At 71.7% G+C, this 15,659-nt stretch carries 17 protein-coding genes; 6 read left to right on the forward strand and 11 right to left on the reverse strand.

All coding sequences use genetic code 11. From position 1 onward, the window contains the following. Positions 1 to 8 precede the first annotated feature (8 nt). The 8 genes from ACZ7DL_RS32995 to ACZ7DL_RS33030 all read right to left on the reverse strand — a co-directional run bounded on the left by ACZ7DL_RS32995 (position 9) and on the right by ACZ7DL_RS33030 (position 5,799). Positions 9 to 1,709, reverse strand: coding sequence for an acyl-CoA mutase large subunit family protein (locus tag ACZ7DL_RS32995; protein WP_470779867.1), 1,701 nt, complete (start codon positions 1,707 to 1,709; stop codon positions 9 to 11). Between the two features lie 75 nt (positions 1,710 to 1,784). After that, complete coding sequence (locus ACZ7DL_RS33000; protein WP_470779869.1) at positions 1,785 to 2,123, reverse strand: DUF3817 domain-containing protein; 339 nt, start codon at positions 2,121 to 2,123, stop codon at positions 1,785 to 1,787. Between the two features lie 43 nt (positions 2,124 to 2,166). After that, positions 2,167 to 2,676 (reverse strand): MarR family winged helix-turn-helix transcriptional regulator, encoded by a 510-nt coding sequence (locus ACZ7DL_RS33005; RefSeq protein WP_470779870.1) that lies wholly within the window; start codon positions 2,674 to 2,676, stop codon positions 2,167 to 2,169. A gap of 228 nt (positions 2,677 to 2,904) precedes the next feature. Further along, complete coding sequence (locus ACZ7DL_RS33010) at positions 2,905 to 3,564, reverse strand: TetR/AcrR family transcriptional regulator (RefSeq protein WP_470779871.1); 660 nt, start codon at positions 3,562 to 3,564, stop codon at positions 2,905 to 2,907. Continuing rightward, positions 3,561 to 4,241: a DUF4166 domain-containing protein gene (locus ACZ7DL_RS33015; RefSeq protein WP_470779872.1), complete on the reverse strand. Its 681-nt coding sequence runs from the start codon at positions 4,239 to 4,241 to the stop codon at positions 3,561 to 3,563. The genes ACZ7DL_RS33010 and ACZ7DL_RS33015 overlap by 4 nt, the downstream gene beginning before the upstream one ends. Then, the gene (locus tag ACZ7DL_RS33020) at positions 4,238 to 4,990 is read right to left on the reverse strand and encodes a hypothetical protein (protein WP_470779965.1); all 753 of its coding nucleotides are present in this window, start codon (positions 4,988 to 4,990) and stop codon (positions 4,238 to 4,240) included. Before ACZ7DL_RS33020 ends, ACZ7DL_RS33015 begins: the two co-directional genes overlap by 4 nt. A 165-nt stretch (positions 4,991 to 5,155) precedes the next feature. Further along, positions 5,156 to 5,449, reverse strand: a complete 294-nt coding sequence (locus tag ACZ7DL_RS33025; RefSeq protein ID WP_317924610.1) for an MTH1187 family thiamine-binding protein — start codon at positions 5,447 to 5,449, stop codon at positions 5,156 to 5,158. After that, on the reverse strand, positions 5,446 to 5,799 hold the full coding sequence (locus ACZ7DL_RS33030; RefSeq protein ID WP_470779874.1) for a DUF3817 domain-containing protein: 354 nt from the start codon (positions 5,797 to 5,799) through the stop codon (positions 5,446 to 5,448). Before ACZ7DL_RS33030 ends, ACZ7DL_RS33025 begins: the two co-directional genes overlap by 4 nt. Positions 5,800 to 5,982: 183 nt before the next feature. Between ACZ7DL_RS33030 and ACZ7DL_RS33035 the strand changes: the two genes are divergently transcribed. From ACZ7DL_RS33035 to ACZ7DL_RS33050, 4 genes are all read left to right on the forward strand, one after another. Then, a complete protein-coding gene (locus tag ACZ7DL_RS33035; RefSeq protein WP_470779967.1) occupies positions 5,983 to 6,615 on the forward strand; it encodes an AIM24 family protein in 633 nt (210 codons plus the stop codon). After that, positions 6,616 to 7,266, forward strand: coding sequence for an AIM24 family protein (locus ACZ7DL_RS33040; RefSeq protein WP_470779876.1), 651 nt, complete (start codon positions 6,616 to 6,618; stop codon positions 7,264 to 7,266). Next, positions 7,263 to 8,072 carry an AIM24 family protein gene (locus ACZ7DL_RS33045; RefSeq protein WP_470779878.1) on the forward strand — a complete coding sequence of 270 codons (810 nt, stop codon included), beginning with the start codon at positions 7,263 to 7,265 and terminating at the stop codon, positions 8,070 to 8,072. Before ACZ7DL_RS33040 ends, ACZ7DL_RS33045 begins: the two co-directional genes overlap by 4 nt. Before the next feature lie 92 nt (positions 8,073 to 8,164). Next, positions 8,165 to 8,641: a MarR family winged helix-turn-helix transcriptional regulator gene (locus ACZ7DL_RS33050; RefSeq protein WP_470779879.1), complete on the forward strand. Its 477-nt coding sequence runs from the start codon at positions 8,165 to 8,167 to the stop codon at positions 8,639 to 8,641. Here the strand turns inward: ACZ7DL_RS33050 and ACZ7DL_RS33055 are convergent. The 3 genes from ACZ7DL_RS33055 to ACZ7DL_RS33065 form a co-directional block, all read right to left on the reverse strand. Continuing rightward, complete coding sequence (locus ACZ7DL_RS33055; protein ID WP_470779881.1) at positions 8,595 to 9,812, reverse strand: MFS transporter; 1,218 nt, start codon at positions 9,810 to 9,812, stop codon at positions 8,595 to 8,597. The genes ACZ7DL_RS33050 and ACZ7DL_RS33055 overlap by 47 nt on opposite strands. Positions 9,813 to 9,958: 146 nt before the next feature. Next, positions 9,959 to 10,915: a methylmalonyl Co-A mutase-associated GTPase MeaB gene (gene meaB, locus ACZ7DL_RS33060; protein WP_470779883.1), complete on the reverse strand. Its 957-nt coding sequence runs from the start codon at positions 10,913 to 10,915 to the stop codon at positions 9,959 to 9,961. A gap of 49 nt (positions 10,916 to 10,964) precedes the next feature. Continuing rightward, positions 10,965 to 12,164: an acetyl-CoA C-acetyltransferase gene (locus ACZ7DL_RS33065; protein ID WP_470779885.1), complete on the reverse strand. Its 1,200-nt coding sequence runs from the start codon at positions 12,162 to 12,164 to the stop codon at positions 10,965 to 10,967. Positions 12,165 to 12,313: 149 nt separating this feature from the next. Between ACZ7DL_RS33065 and mce the strand changes: the two genes are divergently transcribed. Next, positions 12,314 to 12,754 (forward strand): methylmalonyl-CoA epimerase, encoded by a 441-nt coding sequence (mce, locus tag ACZ7DL_RS33070; protein WP_470779886.1) that lies wholly within the window; start codon positions 12,314 to 12,316, stop codon positions 12,752 to 12,754. A gap of 206 nt (positions 12,755 to 12,960) precedes the next feature. Next, positions 12,961 to 15,659, forward strand: a 2,699-nt coding sequence (gene scy, locus ACZ7DL_RS33075; protein WP_470779887.1) for a polarized growth protein Scy, incomplete at its 3' end; no start/stop codon positions are given.

A 15,659-nucleotide genomic window follows, 5' to 3' on the forward strand; every position in this document is an offset into this window, starting at 1 on the left:
GGAAACCGCTAGAAGCCCGCCGGCTCCGTGTACACCCCCCACTCGTCCCGCAGCACACCGCAGATCTCGCCCAGGGTCGCCTCCGCGCGTACGGCGTCCAGCATCGGCTCGATCATGTTGGCGCCGGACCGGGCGGCGGCCAGCATCCCGTCCAGCGCGCCGCGCACGGCCGCCTCGTCCCGCGCGGCCTTGCGCCCGGCGAGCACCCGGACCTGCTCCCGCTCCACCTCGTGGCTGACCCGCAGGATCTCCAGGTCCCCGGTGACCGACCCGGTGTGGACGTTGACGCCGACCACCCTCTTGTCACCCTTCTCCAGGGCCTGCTGGTAGCGGAAGGCGGACTCGGCGATCTCCCCGGTGAACCAGCCGTCCTCGATCCCGCGCAGGATGCCGGAGGTGACCGGTCCGATCGGGTGCCGCCCGTCCGGGTGCGCCCTGAGGCCCCGCTCCTTGATCTGCTCGAAGATCTTCTCGGCGTCCGCCTCGATCCGGTCCGTCAGCTGCTCGACGTACCACGAGCCGCCCAGCGGGTCGGCGACGTTGGCGACCCCCGTCTCCTCCATCAGCACCTGCTGCGTGCGCAGCGCGATCTCCGCGGCCTGCTCGCTCGGCAGCGCGAGAGTCTCGTCCAGGGCGTTGGTGTGCAGCGAGTTGGTCCCGCCGAGCACGGCCGCCAGCGCCTCCACCGCCGTACGGACCACGTTGTTGTACGGCTGCTGCGCGGTCAGCGAGACACCCGCGGTCTGCGTGTGGAACCGCAGCCACTGCGCCTTCTCGCTCTTCGCCCCGTACACGTCCCGCATCCAGCGGGCCCAGATGCGCCGGGCCGCGCGGAACTTGGCGATCTCCTCGAAGAAGTCGACGTGCGCGTCGAAGAAGAAGGACAGGCCGGGGGCGAAGACGTCGACGTCCAGCCCGCGGCTCAGGCCCAGCTCGACGTACCCGAAGCCGTCCGCGAGCGTGTACGCCAGCTCCTGCGCGGCCGTGGCCCCGGCCTCACGGATGTGGTAGCCGGAGACGGACAGCGGCTTGTAGGCCGGGATGCCCGCCGCGCAGTACTCCATCAGGTCGCCGATCAGCCGCAGGTGCGGCTCCGGCTGGAAGAGCCACTCCTTCTGGGCGATGTACTCCTTGAAAATGTCGGTCTGGAGCGTTCCGTTGAGCACCGCCGGGTCCACACCCTGCCGCTCGGCGGCGACCAGGTACATGCAGAAGACGGGGACGGCGGGCCCGCTGATGGTCATGGAGGTGGTGACGTCCCCCAGCGGGATGTCCTTGAACAGCACCTCCATGTCGGCGGCCGAGTCGATGGCGACCCCGCAGTGCCCGACCTCGCCGAGCGAGCGCGGGTCGTCGGAGTCGCGCCCCATCAGCGTCGGCATGTCGAAGGCGACGGACAGGCCCCCGCCGCCGGCGGCGAGGATCATCTTGTACCGCTCGTTGGTCTGCTCGGCGTTGCCGAAGCCGGCGAACTGGCGGATGGTCCACGTGCGCCCGCGGTAGCCGGTCGGATGGAGCCCGCGCGTGAAGGGGTACTCCCCGGGCCAGCCGATCCGCTCGAATCCCTCGTACGTGTCGCCCGGTCGGGGCCCGTACACCGGCTCCACGGGGTCGCCGGAGAGCGTGGTGAAATCCGCGTCGCGCTTGCGCGCGGCGTCGTACCGGGCCTGCCAGCGTCGGCGGCCCTCCTCGATGGCGTGAGCGTCCATACCTTCGAATTTACTTGGACGTCCTAGTAAATGTCGATGGCAGACCGCCGTACGGCGTCCGTACGGCGGTGTGTGTTACGCCTTGGCGACGGCCGGGGCCTGGTCGGCGGCCCGGGCGTCCAGTTCGCGGCTGATCTTTCGCTCGACGAAGAACGCGGCGGTGGGGACGGTGCCCGCGAGCAGCACCCACAGCTGCTTGCCGACCGGCCACTTCGCCTTGGAGCCCAGGTCGAAGGCGAAGATCAGGTAGACGACGTACAGCCAGCCGTGGGCGATGGCGACGACCCGGGTGAAGTCGGCGGCACCGTCGACGTCCAGCCCGTACTTCGCGATCATGCCCAGGCACAGCAGCACCAGCAGGACACCGGTGAGGTAGGCCATGACGCGGTAGCGGGTCAGCACGCTCTTTTTCATGGGAACGAGCGTAACCACCCGTTCCGGGAGATCTTGCCCCGGGTCAGTCCTCGTCGAAGTCGTGTGCCGCGACCCGCAGCGGGCGGAGCATCGCGAAGATCTCCCGGCACTCCTCCGCGTCGTACACCCCGAGCCCGAAGTCCATGGCCATCAGGTCGCGGGTGGCCGCGTCGACCACCTCTCGGCCCTTGTCGGTGATGACCGCGAGGGTGCCCCGGCCGTCGTTGGGGTTGGGCCGCTTGGCCACCAGCCCGGACCTCACCAGCCGGTCGACGGTGTTCGTCACGGACGTGGGATGCACCATCAGCCGCTCACCGATCTTGGACATCGGCAGCTCGCCGGCCTTGGAGAAGGTGAGCAGCACCAGCGCCTCGTAGCGGGCGAACGTCAGCCCGTACGGCTTGACCACCGCGTCGACCTCGGCGAGCAGGATCTGCTGGGCCCGCATGATCGAGGTGATCGCGGCCATGGACGGCACGTTTCCCCAGCGCTGCTTCCAGAGTTCGTCGGCGCGGGCGATGGGATCGAACGGGAGGCTGAGAGGCTTCGGCACGTCATCAGACCCTACCGGCCGGTCATATGCCGGTCAGCTCCGTCTCGGGTTTCGGTCACCGCCCGGCCACACCGCCCGGCCCGCCCCGGTCTGTGGACCGATCGCTCCGGAAGGCGGGCCTGCTGACCGCTCGCAGCGAGGGAGTCCACTCGTCAGCGCACGGCCACCGAACGAGGGGCGCGGGTGCGAGGCCGCAACGCACCCGCACCCGAACCCCGACCACCCGGGCTAGTGGGCCGGCCCGCCCCGGCGCCGTCGCAGATGGTGACGAACGGCCCGCTGAGCAACCGGCCCCAGAGACTCCACCGCGGCCACCAGCGCCCCCAGCTGCTCCAGCGCGTCCAGCGCCGCGTGCGCTCCGGCCTCGTCCACCCCCTCGTACAGCTCGATCCCGACGAACGAGGCGGCAACCGCCCGCGCCAGCCCCGCCGGATCGGCGAACTCACCGAACGGGGTCGCCGCCAGCACCCGCCTGAGCACCTGCTCGATCTCGCTGATCCACAGCCGCAGCCCGTCGGCCGTGGCCGGCCCCAGCGCCGCATGCGTCGGCGCCCCGGCCAGCAGCTGCCCGAGCAGCGCCACATGCCCGCCGTCCCGCTCGTGCTCATGGATCTCGCGGCCCACGGCGAGGAGTTCGGACAGCGAGCCCACCTCGGCGAGCCGCTCCCGGTACCGGGCCACCGCCTTCTCCGCCCCGTACCGGCAGGCCGCGGCGAGCAGCTCGTCCACCGATCCGAAGTGGTAGAAGACCAGCGCCTGGTTGACCCCGGCCGCCGCCGCCACCGTACGGGCCGAGGTCTTGGCGATGCCCTGCTCGGTGAGCGTCCGCAGCGCGCCCTCCAGCAGCCGCGCCTTGGTCTCCTGCGCCTTCGCGGTCTCGGGGCTCACGCGCGCGCCTCCTCCCGTACCGGACGCAGCCCGGGCCGCACCCCGCAGGCACGGACGTCGGTGTACGACGCCGTGAAGGAGCCCTCGTAGCCGAAGAGGGGCCCGACGTACCGGTTCACCACGCGGACCCGGATGCGGAAGCGGCCGGCCCTCTCGTCGTAGGACTCCCGCACCTCGGCCGTGGCACCGACGAGTTCGGGAACGCGGACGTCCACCCGCCCTTCCCGGAACCGGTGTGTGCCGGAGCGGATGAGCAGGGAGCCGTCGGGCTCGGCGGAGAGGTGCAGGTCGCTCGCGAGGTGCTGGTGGGTGCCGAGGTAGTCGAGGATGCGGTCGCCCCGGGGGCCGAGCACCATCTGGGCGTCGAAGCGGCGGGCGCGGCCGGGCAGGTGGAAGGTGCGCACGAAGCTCACCGTCTCACGGCCGAAGGTGTCGGCGTACGGCACGTTCTCGATCACGAAGGGGATGTTCCGGCCGGCCTGGGGGACCAGGATGTTGCGGGTGGCGCCCAGCGCGAGGAACGGCTTGACGAAGGCCGGTCCGTGCCAGATCCGGTCCATCACGCCCCGGCCGGTGCACGCCTCGCCGCTCGCGAGGCCCACCGAGAAGCGGCGCTGGAGCGCGGGGTGCAGGCGGTGGAAGGCGGGGCCCATGGCCGTCTGGAAGATCGAGGTCATCCGTTCTTCTCCAAGGTGCGCAGGAGGCGGGGCACGCGGGTCCGGGTGGCGGGGGCGCGCAGGCAGCGGCGGGCGGCGGGAGTGCCGGCGAGCGGGGCCTTGAACAGGGCGAGGAAGACGCCGACCACCAGCAGCAGGGGGCACAGGTAGGCCAGGGCGTCCGCGAGGGGTCCGGACGGGCCGGGCAGCGAGCCGCGTCCGAGCCCGGTCAGGCAGGCGGTGAGCACGAGCGCCCGGACCGTCAGCTCGGCCAGCCAGTTGTACAGGGCCCGCTCGGGGGTGACGCCCCGCTCCAGCCAGAGCCGGAGCCGGTCGAAGGACCAGGCGGTCGCCCAGCCCATCAGCGGGCGGAACAGCAGGCGGTCGGCGAGGGCGCCGAAGGCTCCCCAGCGGGGGCGGTAGTCGTAACCGGTGAGGAAGCGGACGCCGTGGGCGTCGGGCTGGTAGCGCCAGTAGCCGCTGCCCTCGGCGATCAGGGACAGCGGGTGCGGGGAGGTGAAGCGCAGGGCGGAGGTGCGGGTGCCGTCGGAGCGCTCCTTCTCGCCGGCGGCGATGCCGGTGCCGGAGACCGTGAGGAACGGCAGCACGCGCGTGGCGTACCGGAAGCGCTGTGGTTCGCCCTCCGCGCGCGGGAGGTAGTCGATCTCGGTGAAGCGCAGGTCCCAGCGCTGGTGCCGGGCCGGGTCCTGGGTGCGGGCCCATAGCTCGTCGAGGTCGGCGCGGATGTGTGTCTCTATGTAGAGACCCATGTGTTCCCCCACGTCAGCATGGTTTTTGAGCGACTGCTCAAATCGACTGCCGTTGAACGTACACCTCTTTGAGCGATCGCTCAAACACGAGGGACGAGAAAACCCCGGCCCAGGGACCGGGGTTGGGTGCGGACCGCGCGGGACCGGGGTCCGGCGCGGACCGCGCTACTCGGCGAGGTGTCGTTCGACGGTCTCCACCTTGGAGGTCAGCCCGTCGGTCACACCGGGCCGGATGTCGGCCTTGAGGACGAGCGACACGCGCGGTGCGCGCTGCTCCACCGCGGCGACGGCACGCTTGACGACGTCCATGACCTCGTCCCACTCACCCTCGATCGAGGTGAACATGGCGTCGGTGCGGTTGGGCAGGCCCGACTCGCGGACCACGCGCACGGCGTCGGCGACGTACTCCCCCACGTCCTCGCCGACGCCGAGCGGCGTCACGGAGAAGGCGACGATCATGCGTTCACGACCCCTTCCTGGCGGGCGCGGGCGGCGATGGCCGCGTTGACCGCGTTCTCGGCCTCGCGGCGCAGCTTGCGCTCGGCGAAGAAGCCGCCGGTGGGCAGCACCGAGAGGACGAAGTAGAGGGCGGCGGTCTTCAGCGGCCACTTGGTGCGGTTCCAGGCGTCCGCCCAGAAGATCACGTACAGGATGAACAGGACGCCGTGGATCGCGCCCATCACGGGCACCGCGTCGAAGTCCGTGGTCCGCTTCAGCACCGAGCAGACGAGCAGGATCAGGAAGGACACGGCCTCCGGGGCCGAGACCAGGCGGAGGCGGCGGAGGGCGGTGGCGGTCTTGATGTCCACGGGTCACCTTCGGTGGGAGTATTCGACGACGGCCTGCCGGTTACGGACTGCCGATTTGTGAACGCACGCACAAGCGTTCCCCCATTGTGGCAAACAGCGCCCCTAGGGGTCCGCTCAGGGTGGGTATCCACCCACGGGCCCTGTTCCGTCCACCCGGCCGGCGGCTACTTTCGCAGCGTGGCGATGTTCCGACTCCAAGGGAGCAAGGTGCTCGCCGTCGACATGACCGGGGACGCCGTGAAGGCGAAGAACGGCTCGATGGTCGCGTACGACGGGCAGATGGCCTTCAAGAAGCTGAGCGGCGGCGGCGAGGGGCTGCGGGGGATGGTGACCCGGCGGCTCACCGGAGAGCAGATGACGGTGATGGAGGTGAGAGGGCACGGGACCTGCTGGTTCGCGGACCGGGCGGCCGAGATCAACCTGGTGAACCTCCAGGGGGACAAGCTGTACGTCGAGGCGGGCAACCTGCTGGCGACGGACGCGGGGCTGCGCACGGGCACGACGTTCACGGGGCTGCGCGGAGCCTCGCAGGGCAACGGCCTGTTCACGACGACCGTGGAGGGCCACGGCCAGGCGGCGATCATCTCGGACGGCCCGGCGGTCGTCCTCCGGGTCAGCCCGCAGTACCCACTGATCGTCGACCCGGGCGCCTATGTCGCCCACCAGGGCGACGTACGGCAGACCTTCCAGTCCGGCGTGACCTTCCGCACACTCCTCGGGGAGGGCGGCGGAGAGGCGTTCCAGATCCGCTTCGAGGGCGACGGGCTGGTGTACGTGCAGCCGAGCGAGCGGAACACGATCGCGGGGGACCTCTAGATGACGTTCCGAGAGATCAACTCGAAGATGGTCGAGGCGACCGTGCTGCCGGGGCAGCGGCTGTTCAGCCAGCGCGGCGCGATGCTCGCTTACAAAGGGGACGTGTCCTTCACGCCCAACGTCCAGGGCGGCCAGGGCGGGCTCATGTCCATGATCGGGCGCCGGGTGACCGGCGAGGCGACCCCGCTGATGACCGTGGAGGGCAGCGGCACGGTCTTCTTCGGGCACGGCGGCCACCACGTGCACGTCATCGGCCTCACCGGCGACACCCTCTGTGTGGAGGCCGACCGGCTGCTCGCCTTCGAGGGCACGCTGCGGCAGGGCACGATGTTCATGGGCGCACAGGGCGGGGTCATGGGCCTGGTGCGCGGACAGGTCACCGGGCAGGGACTGTTCACGACGACCCTCCAGGGCCACGGCGCGGTGGCCGTGATGGCGCACGGCGGCGTCTTCGAGATCCCGATCACCCCGCAGCGCCCGGTCCACGTCGACCCGCAGGCGTACGTCGCGCACCACGGAGAGGTGCGCAACAAGCTGTCCACCGCGCTCGGCTGGCGCGACATGGTGGGCCGCGGCTCCGGTGAGGCCTTCCAGCTGGAACTGAGCGGAAACGGCACGGTGTACGTCCAGGCGTCGGAGGAGAAGCTGTGAGCACCTACGGAACTCCGGGCGCCGGGCCGGTCGTGTACGACCCGATGACACTGCCCGCCGACGACAACGTGAACACGTACACCTTCTGCGTCGAGCTCAAGAGCGGGGAGTGGTTCCTCCAGAAGGGGAAGATGATCGCCTACTACGGGGCGATCGAGTTCAACGGCATCGGGCATGGGCGACTCGACCGACTTGTCCGTACGTCGTTCCATTCGCCACTGCACGCGAGCGACTGGGTCGTGGCGGCCGGCTCCGGGAAGATGCTGCTGGCCGACCGGGCCTTCGACGTCAACTCCTTCGACCTGGACGACGGGAACTTGACCATTCGCGCGGGCAACCTGCTCGCTTTTCAGCCAAGTCTCGCGCTGAAACAATCGATCGTGCCGGGTTTTCTGACCCTTATCGGAACCGGAAAGTTTGTGGCCGCATCTAACGGTCCGGTGGTGTTCATGGAACCTCCGATCCGGGTCGACCCTCAGGCGCTCGTCGGGTGGGCCGACTGCCCGTCCCCGTGCCATCACTACGACCACGGGTACATGGCGGGTGTACTGGGCGGTCTACGTGCAATGACGGGCCTCGGCGGGGTCTCCGGCGAGGAGCACCAGTTCGAGTTCGTGGGCGCCGGGACGGTTCTGCTCCAGTCGACGGAGACCCTTATGGCCGAGGCGGCCACGGGGGTCGTTCCCCCCGAACCGGGGGTGCCTGGAGGTGGCGGAACGGCACCGGGTGGACACGGTCCGCAATCGTCGGGCGTACCGCGCCTTCCCGGACAGCTGGGAGACCTCCAGCGTCGCTTCGGGCTGTGAGCGGTAGTCTGCGGAGTGTGACATCGAACGCGTGCGCACAGTCACACCACCCGAAGTAGTTCGTCATTCAACTTCTTAGGTAGACTTCATTCATGGAGACCGAGACGGCCACGCGCTGGCTGACCGATGCGGAGCAGTGCGCCTGGCGCACCCACCTGGAGGTCAACAGGCTGTTGACGTACCAGCTCGAAAAGGATCTGCAGCCGTTCGGCCTGACAATGAACGACTACGAGATCCTGGTGAACCTGTCCGAGTCGGACGACGTACGGATGCGGATGAGCGACCTGGCCTCCGCGACCCTTCAGTCCAAGAGCCGGCTCTCGCACCAGATCACGCGCATGGAGAACGCGAACCTGGTGCGCCGTGAGAACTGTGACACGGACCGGCGGGGTCTGTACGCCGTGCTCACGGAACACGGCCTGGAGACGATGAAGAAGGTCGCGCCGCATCACGTGGCGTCGGTCCGGCGGCATTTCATCGACCTGCTGTCACCGGACGCACTGATGGAGCTGGACAAGGCGCTCAGGCCGATCGCCGAGCACCTGCGGGGGCAGCGCGGGCGGCCCTGACCGGCCCGGCCGCCACGACGGCCGCCGCCAGGGCGGTGGCGCCCGCCAGCAGGAAGCAGGCCCCCAGCGGCAGGCGGGCGATCAGCACTCCCGCCACCAGCGCCCCGCCCGAACTCCCCGCATTGACCGCCATGTTCACCCACGCACCGGCCTGGGTGCGGGTGTCCTCACCGGCCGTCTCGTCGGCCAGGAGGTAGGCCGTCGTCAGCGCCGGGGCGATGAACGCGCCCGCGAGGGCCATCGCCCCGGTGAGCGTCCACAGCCCCGGGGCCAGGCCGGCCGACGCCAGCACCAGGCCGAGGCCTGCCGCGAACCGCCACAACCGGGACCGGGCGGCCGTACGCCACCGCACCGCCCCGGTGAGCAGCCCGCCCAGCGCGCTGCCCGCCGAGAGCGCGCCCAGCACCCAGGGCACCAGGGCGGTGTCGTACGCGCGTTCCGTGGCGAAGGCCATCACCAGCAGCTCCACGCCGCTGAGGGCCAGCCCGACACCGAGGGCGACGGCGACCGGGGGCAGCAGCCCGCGGACGGCGGCGCGCTTTCGCCTGCCGGGCGCGGGCCGGGAGCCCGGCATGGCCGGGGAGGTGACGAAGAAGCAGGTGCCGGCCACGTTCAGGAACGCGCTGAGCAGGATTCCGGCGGCCGGCGGGGCGAAGCACACGAGGGCGCCGATCAGTGCCGGGCCGGAGACGAACAGCAGCTCCTCGGCGACCGCGTCCAAACTGAAGGCCCGCCGCACCAGGTCTCGGTCGGTGACCAGTTCCGACCACAGGGCGCGCATGGTCGGGCCCAGCGGCGGCGCGCATGCCCCGGCGAGGGCGGCGGCCGTGGCGATGGCCGGGGCGGGAGCCCCGGGGCGCCAGGTGAAGGCCGCCAGGGCGCACAGCAGGGTGCCGTGGAGCGCCGACATGGGCAGCAGGGCCCGGCGCGGTCCATGGCGGTCGATCAGCGATGCCCGCAACGGCATCAGGAACACCGTCGTGGCGCCGAAGAGGGACAGCACGGCACCCGAAACGGCGTAGGACCCGGTGGCCCGGGTGACGGACAGCAGGACCGCCAGGGCGACCGTGCCGTAGGACAGGCGTGCCGTCAGGGCGGCGGTGAAGGTGCGGCGCGCATGAGGGACGCGCAGAACGGCGGCGTACGAGGGCCGCGAAAGATGCGTGGACACGCGGACGTTCCTCTGCGAGAGGCGTAAGAGGGGACACCGAAGGGCGCGGTGGCCGGCTCTGCGGCCCCGCGAACCCGGGTGCGCTCTACGCCAGGGAGAGGAACATGCGGATCAAGCTAGCAGCGCCGAAGGCGCGTTGACCAGGGTCAGCCCTGGGTCAGGCCCGCGACCAGTTCGTCCGCCGCGCGGTAGGGGTCCAGCTCGCCGGCGACGATGCGCTCCGCGAGGGCGCTGAGCCGGCGGTCGCCGTGCAGGTCGCCGATGCGTTCACGCAGGGCGGTGACGGCGATGGTCTCCACCTCACGGGCGGCGCGGGCCTTGCGGCGCTCGGCGAGGACTCCCCGCTCCTCCATCCAGGCCCGGTGCTTCTCCAAGGCTTCCACGACCTCGTCGACGCCCTCCGCGCGGGCCGCGATCGTCTTGACGATCGGCGGGCGCCAGTCGCCGGGGCCGCGGGACTCGCCGAGGCCCAGCATGTGGTTCAGCTCGCGGGCCGTGGCGTCGGCGCCGTCCCGGTCGGCCTTGTTGACGACGTAGACGTCACCGATCTCCAGGATGCCGGCCTTCGCGGCCTGGATGCCGTCGCCCATGCCGGGGGCCAGCAGCACCACGCTCGTGTCCGCCTGGGAGGCGATCTCCACCTCCGACTGGCCGACGCCGACCGTCTCGACCAGGATCACCTCGCAGCCGGCCGCGTCCAGCACGCGGATGGCCTGCGGGGCCGCCCAGGCAAGGCCGCCCAGGTGGCCGCGGGTGGCCATCGAGCGGATGTACACGCCGGGGTCGGAGGCGTGCTCCGACATCCGGACCCGGTCGCCGAGCAGGGCGCCGCCGGAGAACGGGGACGACGGGTCGACGGCCAGGACGCCGACCCGCTTGCCCTGCTTGCGGTACGCGGTGACGAGCGCGGAGGTGGAGGTCGACTTGCCGACGCCTGGCGAGCCGGTCAGGCCCACCACATAGGCGTTGCCGGTCAGCGGCGCGAGCGCCGCCATGACCTCCCTGAGCTGCGGGGACGCCCCCTCCACGAGGGAGATCAGCCGGGCCACGGCCCGCGGCCGGCCTTCCCTGGCCTGGGCCACCAGAGAGGAGACGTCCTGCATCACAGCTCCGTTCACTTCACCGACGTACCGGAATCGGACCTACGGGGGCTCAGGCCCTCGGCACCCGCACGATCAGCGCGTCACCCTGGCCGCCGCCGCCGCACAGCGCGGCCGCGCCGACGCCGCCGCCCCGCCGCTTGAGCTCCAGCGCCAAGTGCAGCACGACCCGGGCGCCGGACATGCCGATCGGGTGGCCCAGCGCGATGGCGCCGCCGTTGACGTTCACCTTTTCCGTGGACACGCCGAGGTCCTTCATTGACTGCACGGCGACCGCGGCGAAGGCCTCGTTGATCTCGATGAGGTCGAGGTCGGAGACCTCCAGGCCCTCCTTCTTCAGGGCGTGCTGGATGGCGTTGGACGGCTGGGACTGGAGCGAGTTGTCCGGTCCGGCCACATTGCCGTGCGCGCCGATCTCGGCGAGCCAGGTCAGGCCCAGCTCCTCGGCCTTGGCCTTGCTCATCACGACCACGGCCGCCGCACCGTCCGAGATCTGCGAGGAGGAGCCGGCCGTGATCGTGCCGTCCTTGGCGAAGGCCGGGCGCAGCTTGCCCAGGGACTCCGCGGTGGTGTCGCCGCGGATGCCCTCGTCCTTGCTGAAGAGCACCGGGTCGCCCTTGCGCTGCGGGATCTCCACCGGGGTGATCTCGGCCTCGAACAGGCCGTTCTTCTGTGCGGCGGCGGCCCGCTGGTGGGACAGGGCGGCGATCTCGTCCTGCTCGGCGCGGCCGATGCCGAGGCGGGTGTTGTGCTTCTCCGTGGACTCGCCCATGGCGATGCCCTCGAAGGCGTCGGTCAGGCCGTCGTGGGCCATCGCGTCGAGCATCTGGATCGCGCCGTACTTGAAGCCCTCGCGGGAGCCCGGCAGCAGGTGCGGGGCGTTCGTCATCGACTCCTGGCCGCCGGCCACGATGATGTCGAACTCGCCCGCGCGGATCAGCTGGTCGGCGAGGGCGATGGCGTCGAGGCCGGAGAGGCAGACCTTGTTGATGGTGAGCGCCGGGACGTTCATGGGGATGCCGGCCTTGACCGCGGCCTGGCGGGCCGGGATCTGGCCCGCGCCGGCCTGGAGCACCTGGCCCATGATCACGTACTGCACCTGGTCGCCGCCGATCCCCGCACGGTCGAGGGCGGCCTTGATCGCGAAGCCGCCCAGGTCGGCTCCGGAGAAGGACTTCAGCGAGCCCAGCAGTCGCCCCATGGGCGTCCGGGCGCCCGCGACGATCACCGAGCTGGTCGTTCCAGAAGACATGAGGTGCGATCCCCTTACCGGCCTGCACAGCCGAGGAGTGAACGAGGGTTTACTTCGAATGTACTGAGCGGTTGGACACGGCGTCACCGGCCTGTCGGTGTGATCGCGCGCACGTTGCGTAACCACCCCAGGAGCGCTGCACTGAATCCATGCTGACGCGAATCGACCACATCGGGATCGCCTGCCACGACCTCGACGCCACCGTCGAGTTCTACCGGGCCACGTACGGCTTCGAGGTGTTCCACACCGAGGTCAACGAGGAACAGGGCGTGCGCGAGGCCATGCTCAAGATCAACGAGACGTCGGACGGCGGCGCCTCCTACCTCCAGCTGCTGGAACCGATCCGCGAGGACTCCACGGTCGCCAAGTGGCTCGCGAAGAACGGGGAGGGCGTCCACCACATCGCTTTCGGTACGGCGGACGTCGACGGCGACGCCGCCGGCATCCGGGAGAAGGGCGTCCGCGTGCTGTACGAGGAGCCACGACGCGGCTCCATGGGGTCGCGGATCACCTTCCTGCACCCCAAGGACTGCCATGGTGTCCTCACAGAACTGGTCACTTCGGCCCCTGTTGAGTCGCCCGAGCACTGACCCCCGTACATAAGGGCCGGTAGGGTTGGGGGCGGTCGTCCCTTCAACCGGGGCGACCGCATGCCGGGGTCCGGGTTTCGGGGGACGAGCGTCGGGGCAGCAGCCCGTGCTCCGCCGTTGATCTGACACCATTCCCCGGGGGCCCCGTTCGTCGGATGGACGGAGCTCGTTGCAGAAGCTGACCAGGGGACGGATGGGACCGCGCAGTGCGGGGCTACGAGAGCCAGGAGCGAGAGCCGGCGGCTGACGTCGACCACCTCTCTCGGTTCGAGGCCGAGATGAAGCGGCTGAGGACCGAGCGGGAGAAGGCGATCCAGCACGCCGAGGACCTCGGCTACCAGGTCGAGGTGCTGCGCGCCAAGCTGCACGAGGCGCGCCGCACCCTCATGACCCGGCCCGCCTACGACGCGGGTGACATCGGCTATCAGGCCGAGCAGTTGCTGCGCAACGCCCAGATCCAGGCCGAGCAGCTGCGCCAGGACGCCGAGCGGGAGCTGAGCCAGGCCCGCGCGCAGACCCAGCGCATCCTCCAGGAGCACGCCGAGCAGGCCGCCCGGCTCCAGGCCGAGCTGCACCAGGAGGCGGTCACCCGGCGCCAGCAGCTGGACCAGGAGCTGGCCGAGCGCAGGGCCACCGTCGAGTCGCACGTCAACGAGAACGTGGCGTGGGCGGAGCAGCTGCGCGCCCGCACCGAGCAGCAGGCCCGCCGGCTGCTGGACGAGTCCCGCGCGGAGGCCGAGCAGGCCATGGCCGCCGCCCGCACGGAGGCCGAACGGCTGACCCGGGAGGCCCGGGAGCGACTGCAGAGCGAGGCCGAGTCCGCCCGCGCGGAGGCCGAGCAGCTCCTGCGCCGCGCCCGCACCGACGCCGAGCGGCTGCTGAACGCCGCCTCCACGCAGGCGCAGGAGGCCACCGAGCACGCCGAGCAGCTGCGGACCACCACCGTCACCCAGTCGGACACCGCTCGCCGGCAGGCCGCCGAGCTGAGCCGGGCCGCCGAGGAGCGGATGGCCGCGGCCGAGGAGGCGCTGCGCAAGGCGCAGGCCGAGGCCGAGAAGGTGGTCACGGAGGCGAAGGAGGCCGCCTCCAAGGCCCTCGCGAGCGCCGAGGCCGCCAACGAGACGCGCACGCGCACCGCCAAGGAGCAGGTCGCCCGGCTGGTCGAGGAGGCCACCAAGGAGGCCGAGCACACCAAGTCCGAGGCCGAGCAGCTGGTCGCCGACGCCCGGGCCGAGGCCGAGAAGATCGTCGCCGAGGCCGCCGAGAAGGCCCGCTCGATCACCGCCGAGGAGACGGCCACCCAGCTGTCGAAGGCGGCGAAGACCGCCGAAGACGTGCTCAACAAGGCGTCCGAGGAAGCCAAGCGGACCACCAAGGCCGCCGCCGAGGAGGCCGAGCGGATCCGTACGGAGGCCGAGGCCGAGGCGGACCGGCTGCGCGCCGAGGCGCACGACATCGCCGAGCAGCTCAAGGGCGCGGCCAAGGACGACACCAAGGAGTACCGCGCCAAGACGGTCGAGCTCCAGGAGGAGGCCCGCCGGCTGCGCGGCGAGGCCGAGCAGCTGCGCGCCGACGCGGTCGCCGAGGGCGAGTCGATCCGCGCCGAGGCCCGCCGCGAGGCGGTGGCGCAGATCGAGGAGGCGGCCAAGTCCGCCGAGGAGCTGCTGGCCAAGGCCAAGGCGGACGCCGACGAGCTGCGCAAGACCGCGACGACGGACAGCGAGAAGGTCCGCACCGAGGCCATCGAGCGCGCCACCGGCCTGCGCCGGCAGGCCGAGGAGACCCTGGAGCGCACCCGCAAGGAGGCCGACCGGCTGCGCGCCGAGGCCGCCGAGCAGGCCGAGACGGTCGCCGCGGACGCCGAGAAGGCCGCCCGCGAGCTGCGCGAGGAGGCGGAGAAGGCCGTCGAGGCCCGCCGTGCCGAGGCCGCCGAGGAGCTGACGCGGCTCCAGACGGAGGCGCAGGAGCGGCTGGCGTCGGCCGAACAGGCGCTCACGGACGCCCGTGAGGAGGCCGCCCGGATCCGCCGGGAGGCCGCCGAGGAGACCGAGCGGCTGCGCACGGAGGCCGCCGAGCGGATCCGTACGCTCCAGCAGCAGGCCGAGGCCGAGGCGGAACGGCTGCGCACCGAGGCCGCGTCGGACGCGTCCGCCTCCCGCGCCGAGGGCGAGGCCATCGCCGTACGGCTGCGGTCCGAGGCCGCCGCGGAGGCCGAGCGGCTCAAGGCGGAGGCGCAGGACACCGCCGACCGGGTGCGTGCGGAGGCGCAGGCCGCCGCCGAGCGGCTGGGCACGGAGGCGTCCGAGACGCTGGCCGCCGCGCAGGAGGAGGCCGCCCGGCGCCGCCGCGAGGCCGAGGAACTCCTCGGCGCCGCCCGCGCGGAGGCCGACCAGGAGCGGCAGCGGGCCCGCGAGCAGAGCGAGGAACTGCTGGCCTCGGCGCGCAAGCGCGTGGAGGAGGCGCAGACCGAGGCGACCCGGCTGGTGGAGGAGGCCGACCGGCGGGCCACGGAGATGGTCGCGGCCGCCGAGCAGCACGCCCAGCAGGTGCGGGACTCCGTCGCCGGGCTGCACGAGCAGGCGCAGGAGGAGATCGCCGGGCTGCGCTCGGCCGCCGAGCACGCGGCGGACCGCACGAGGCGCGAGGCCGAGGAGGAGGCGGACCGGGTCCGCGCCGACGCCTACGCCGAGCGGGAGCGGGCGGGCGAGGACGCCTCCCGGATGCGGCGCGAGGCGAACGAGGAGTCGGAGGCCGCCAAGGCGCTGGCCGAGCGCACCATGGCGGAGGCGATCGCCGAGGCCGAGCGGCTGCGCGCGGACGCGGGCGAGTACGCCCAGCGGGTCCGCACCGAGGCGTCGGACGCGCTCGCCGAGGCCGACCAGGCGGCGGCCCGGACCCGGGCGGA

The sequence above is a fragment of the Streptomyces sp. NPDC036984 genome (assembly GCF_055607665.1).

Bases quoted from the DNA above. Each gene is read 5' to 3' on its own strand.
- ACZ7DL_RS32995 (WP_470779867.1), bottom strand. From the start codon at position 1,709: ATGGACGCTCACGCCATCGAGGAGGGCCGCCGACGCTGGCAGGCCCGG.
- ACZ7DL_RS33000 (WP_470779869.1), bottom strand. From the start codon at position 2,123: ATGAAAAAGAGCGTGCTGACCCGCTACCGCGTCATGGCCTACCTCACC.
- ACZ7DL_RS33015 (WP_470779872.1), bottom strand. From the start codon at position 4,241: ATGACCTCGATCTTCCAGACGGCCATGGGCCCCGCCTTCCACCGCCTG.
- ACZ7DL_RS33020 (WP_470779965.1), bottom strand. From the start codon at position 4,990: ATGGGTCTCTACATAGAGACACACATCCGCGCCGACCTCGACGAGCTA.
- ACZ7DL_RS33025 (WP_317924610.1), bottom strand. From the start codon at position 5,449: ATGATCGTCGCCTTCTCCGTGACGCCGCTCGGCGTCGGCGAGGACGTG.
- ACZ7DL_RS33035 (WP_470779967.1), top strand. From the start codon at position 5,983: ATGTTCCGACTCCAAGGGAGCAAGGTGCTCGCCGTCGACATGACCGGG.
- ACZ7DL_RS33040 (WP_470779876.1), top strand. From the start codon at position 6,616: ATGACGTTCCGAGAGATCAACTCGAAGATGGTCGAGGCGACCGTGCTG.
- ACZ7DL_RS33050 (WP_470779879.1), top strand. From the start codon at position 8,165: ATGGAGACCGAGACGGCCACGCGCTGGCTGACCGATGCGGAGCAGTGC.
- meaB (WP_470779883.1), bottom strand. From the start codon at position 10,915: ATGCAGGACGTCTCCTCTCTGGTGGCCCAGGCCAGGGAAGGCCGGCCG.
- ACZ7DL_RS33065 (WP_470779885.1), bottom strand. From the start codon at position 12,164: ATGTCTTCTGGAACGACCAGCTCGGTGATCGTCGCGGGCGCCCGGACG.
- mce (WP_470779886.1), top strand. From the start codon at position 12,314: ATGCTGACGCGAATCGACCACATCGGGATCGCCTGCCACGACCTCGAC.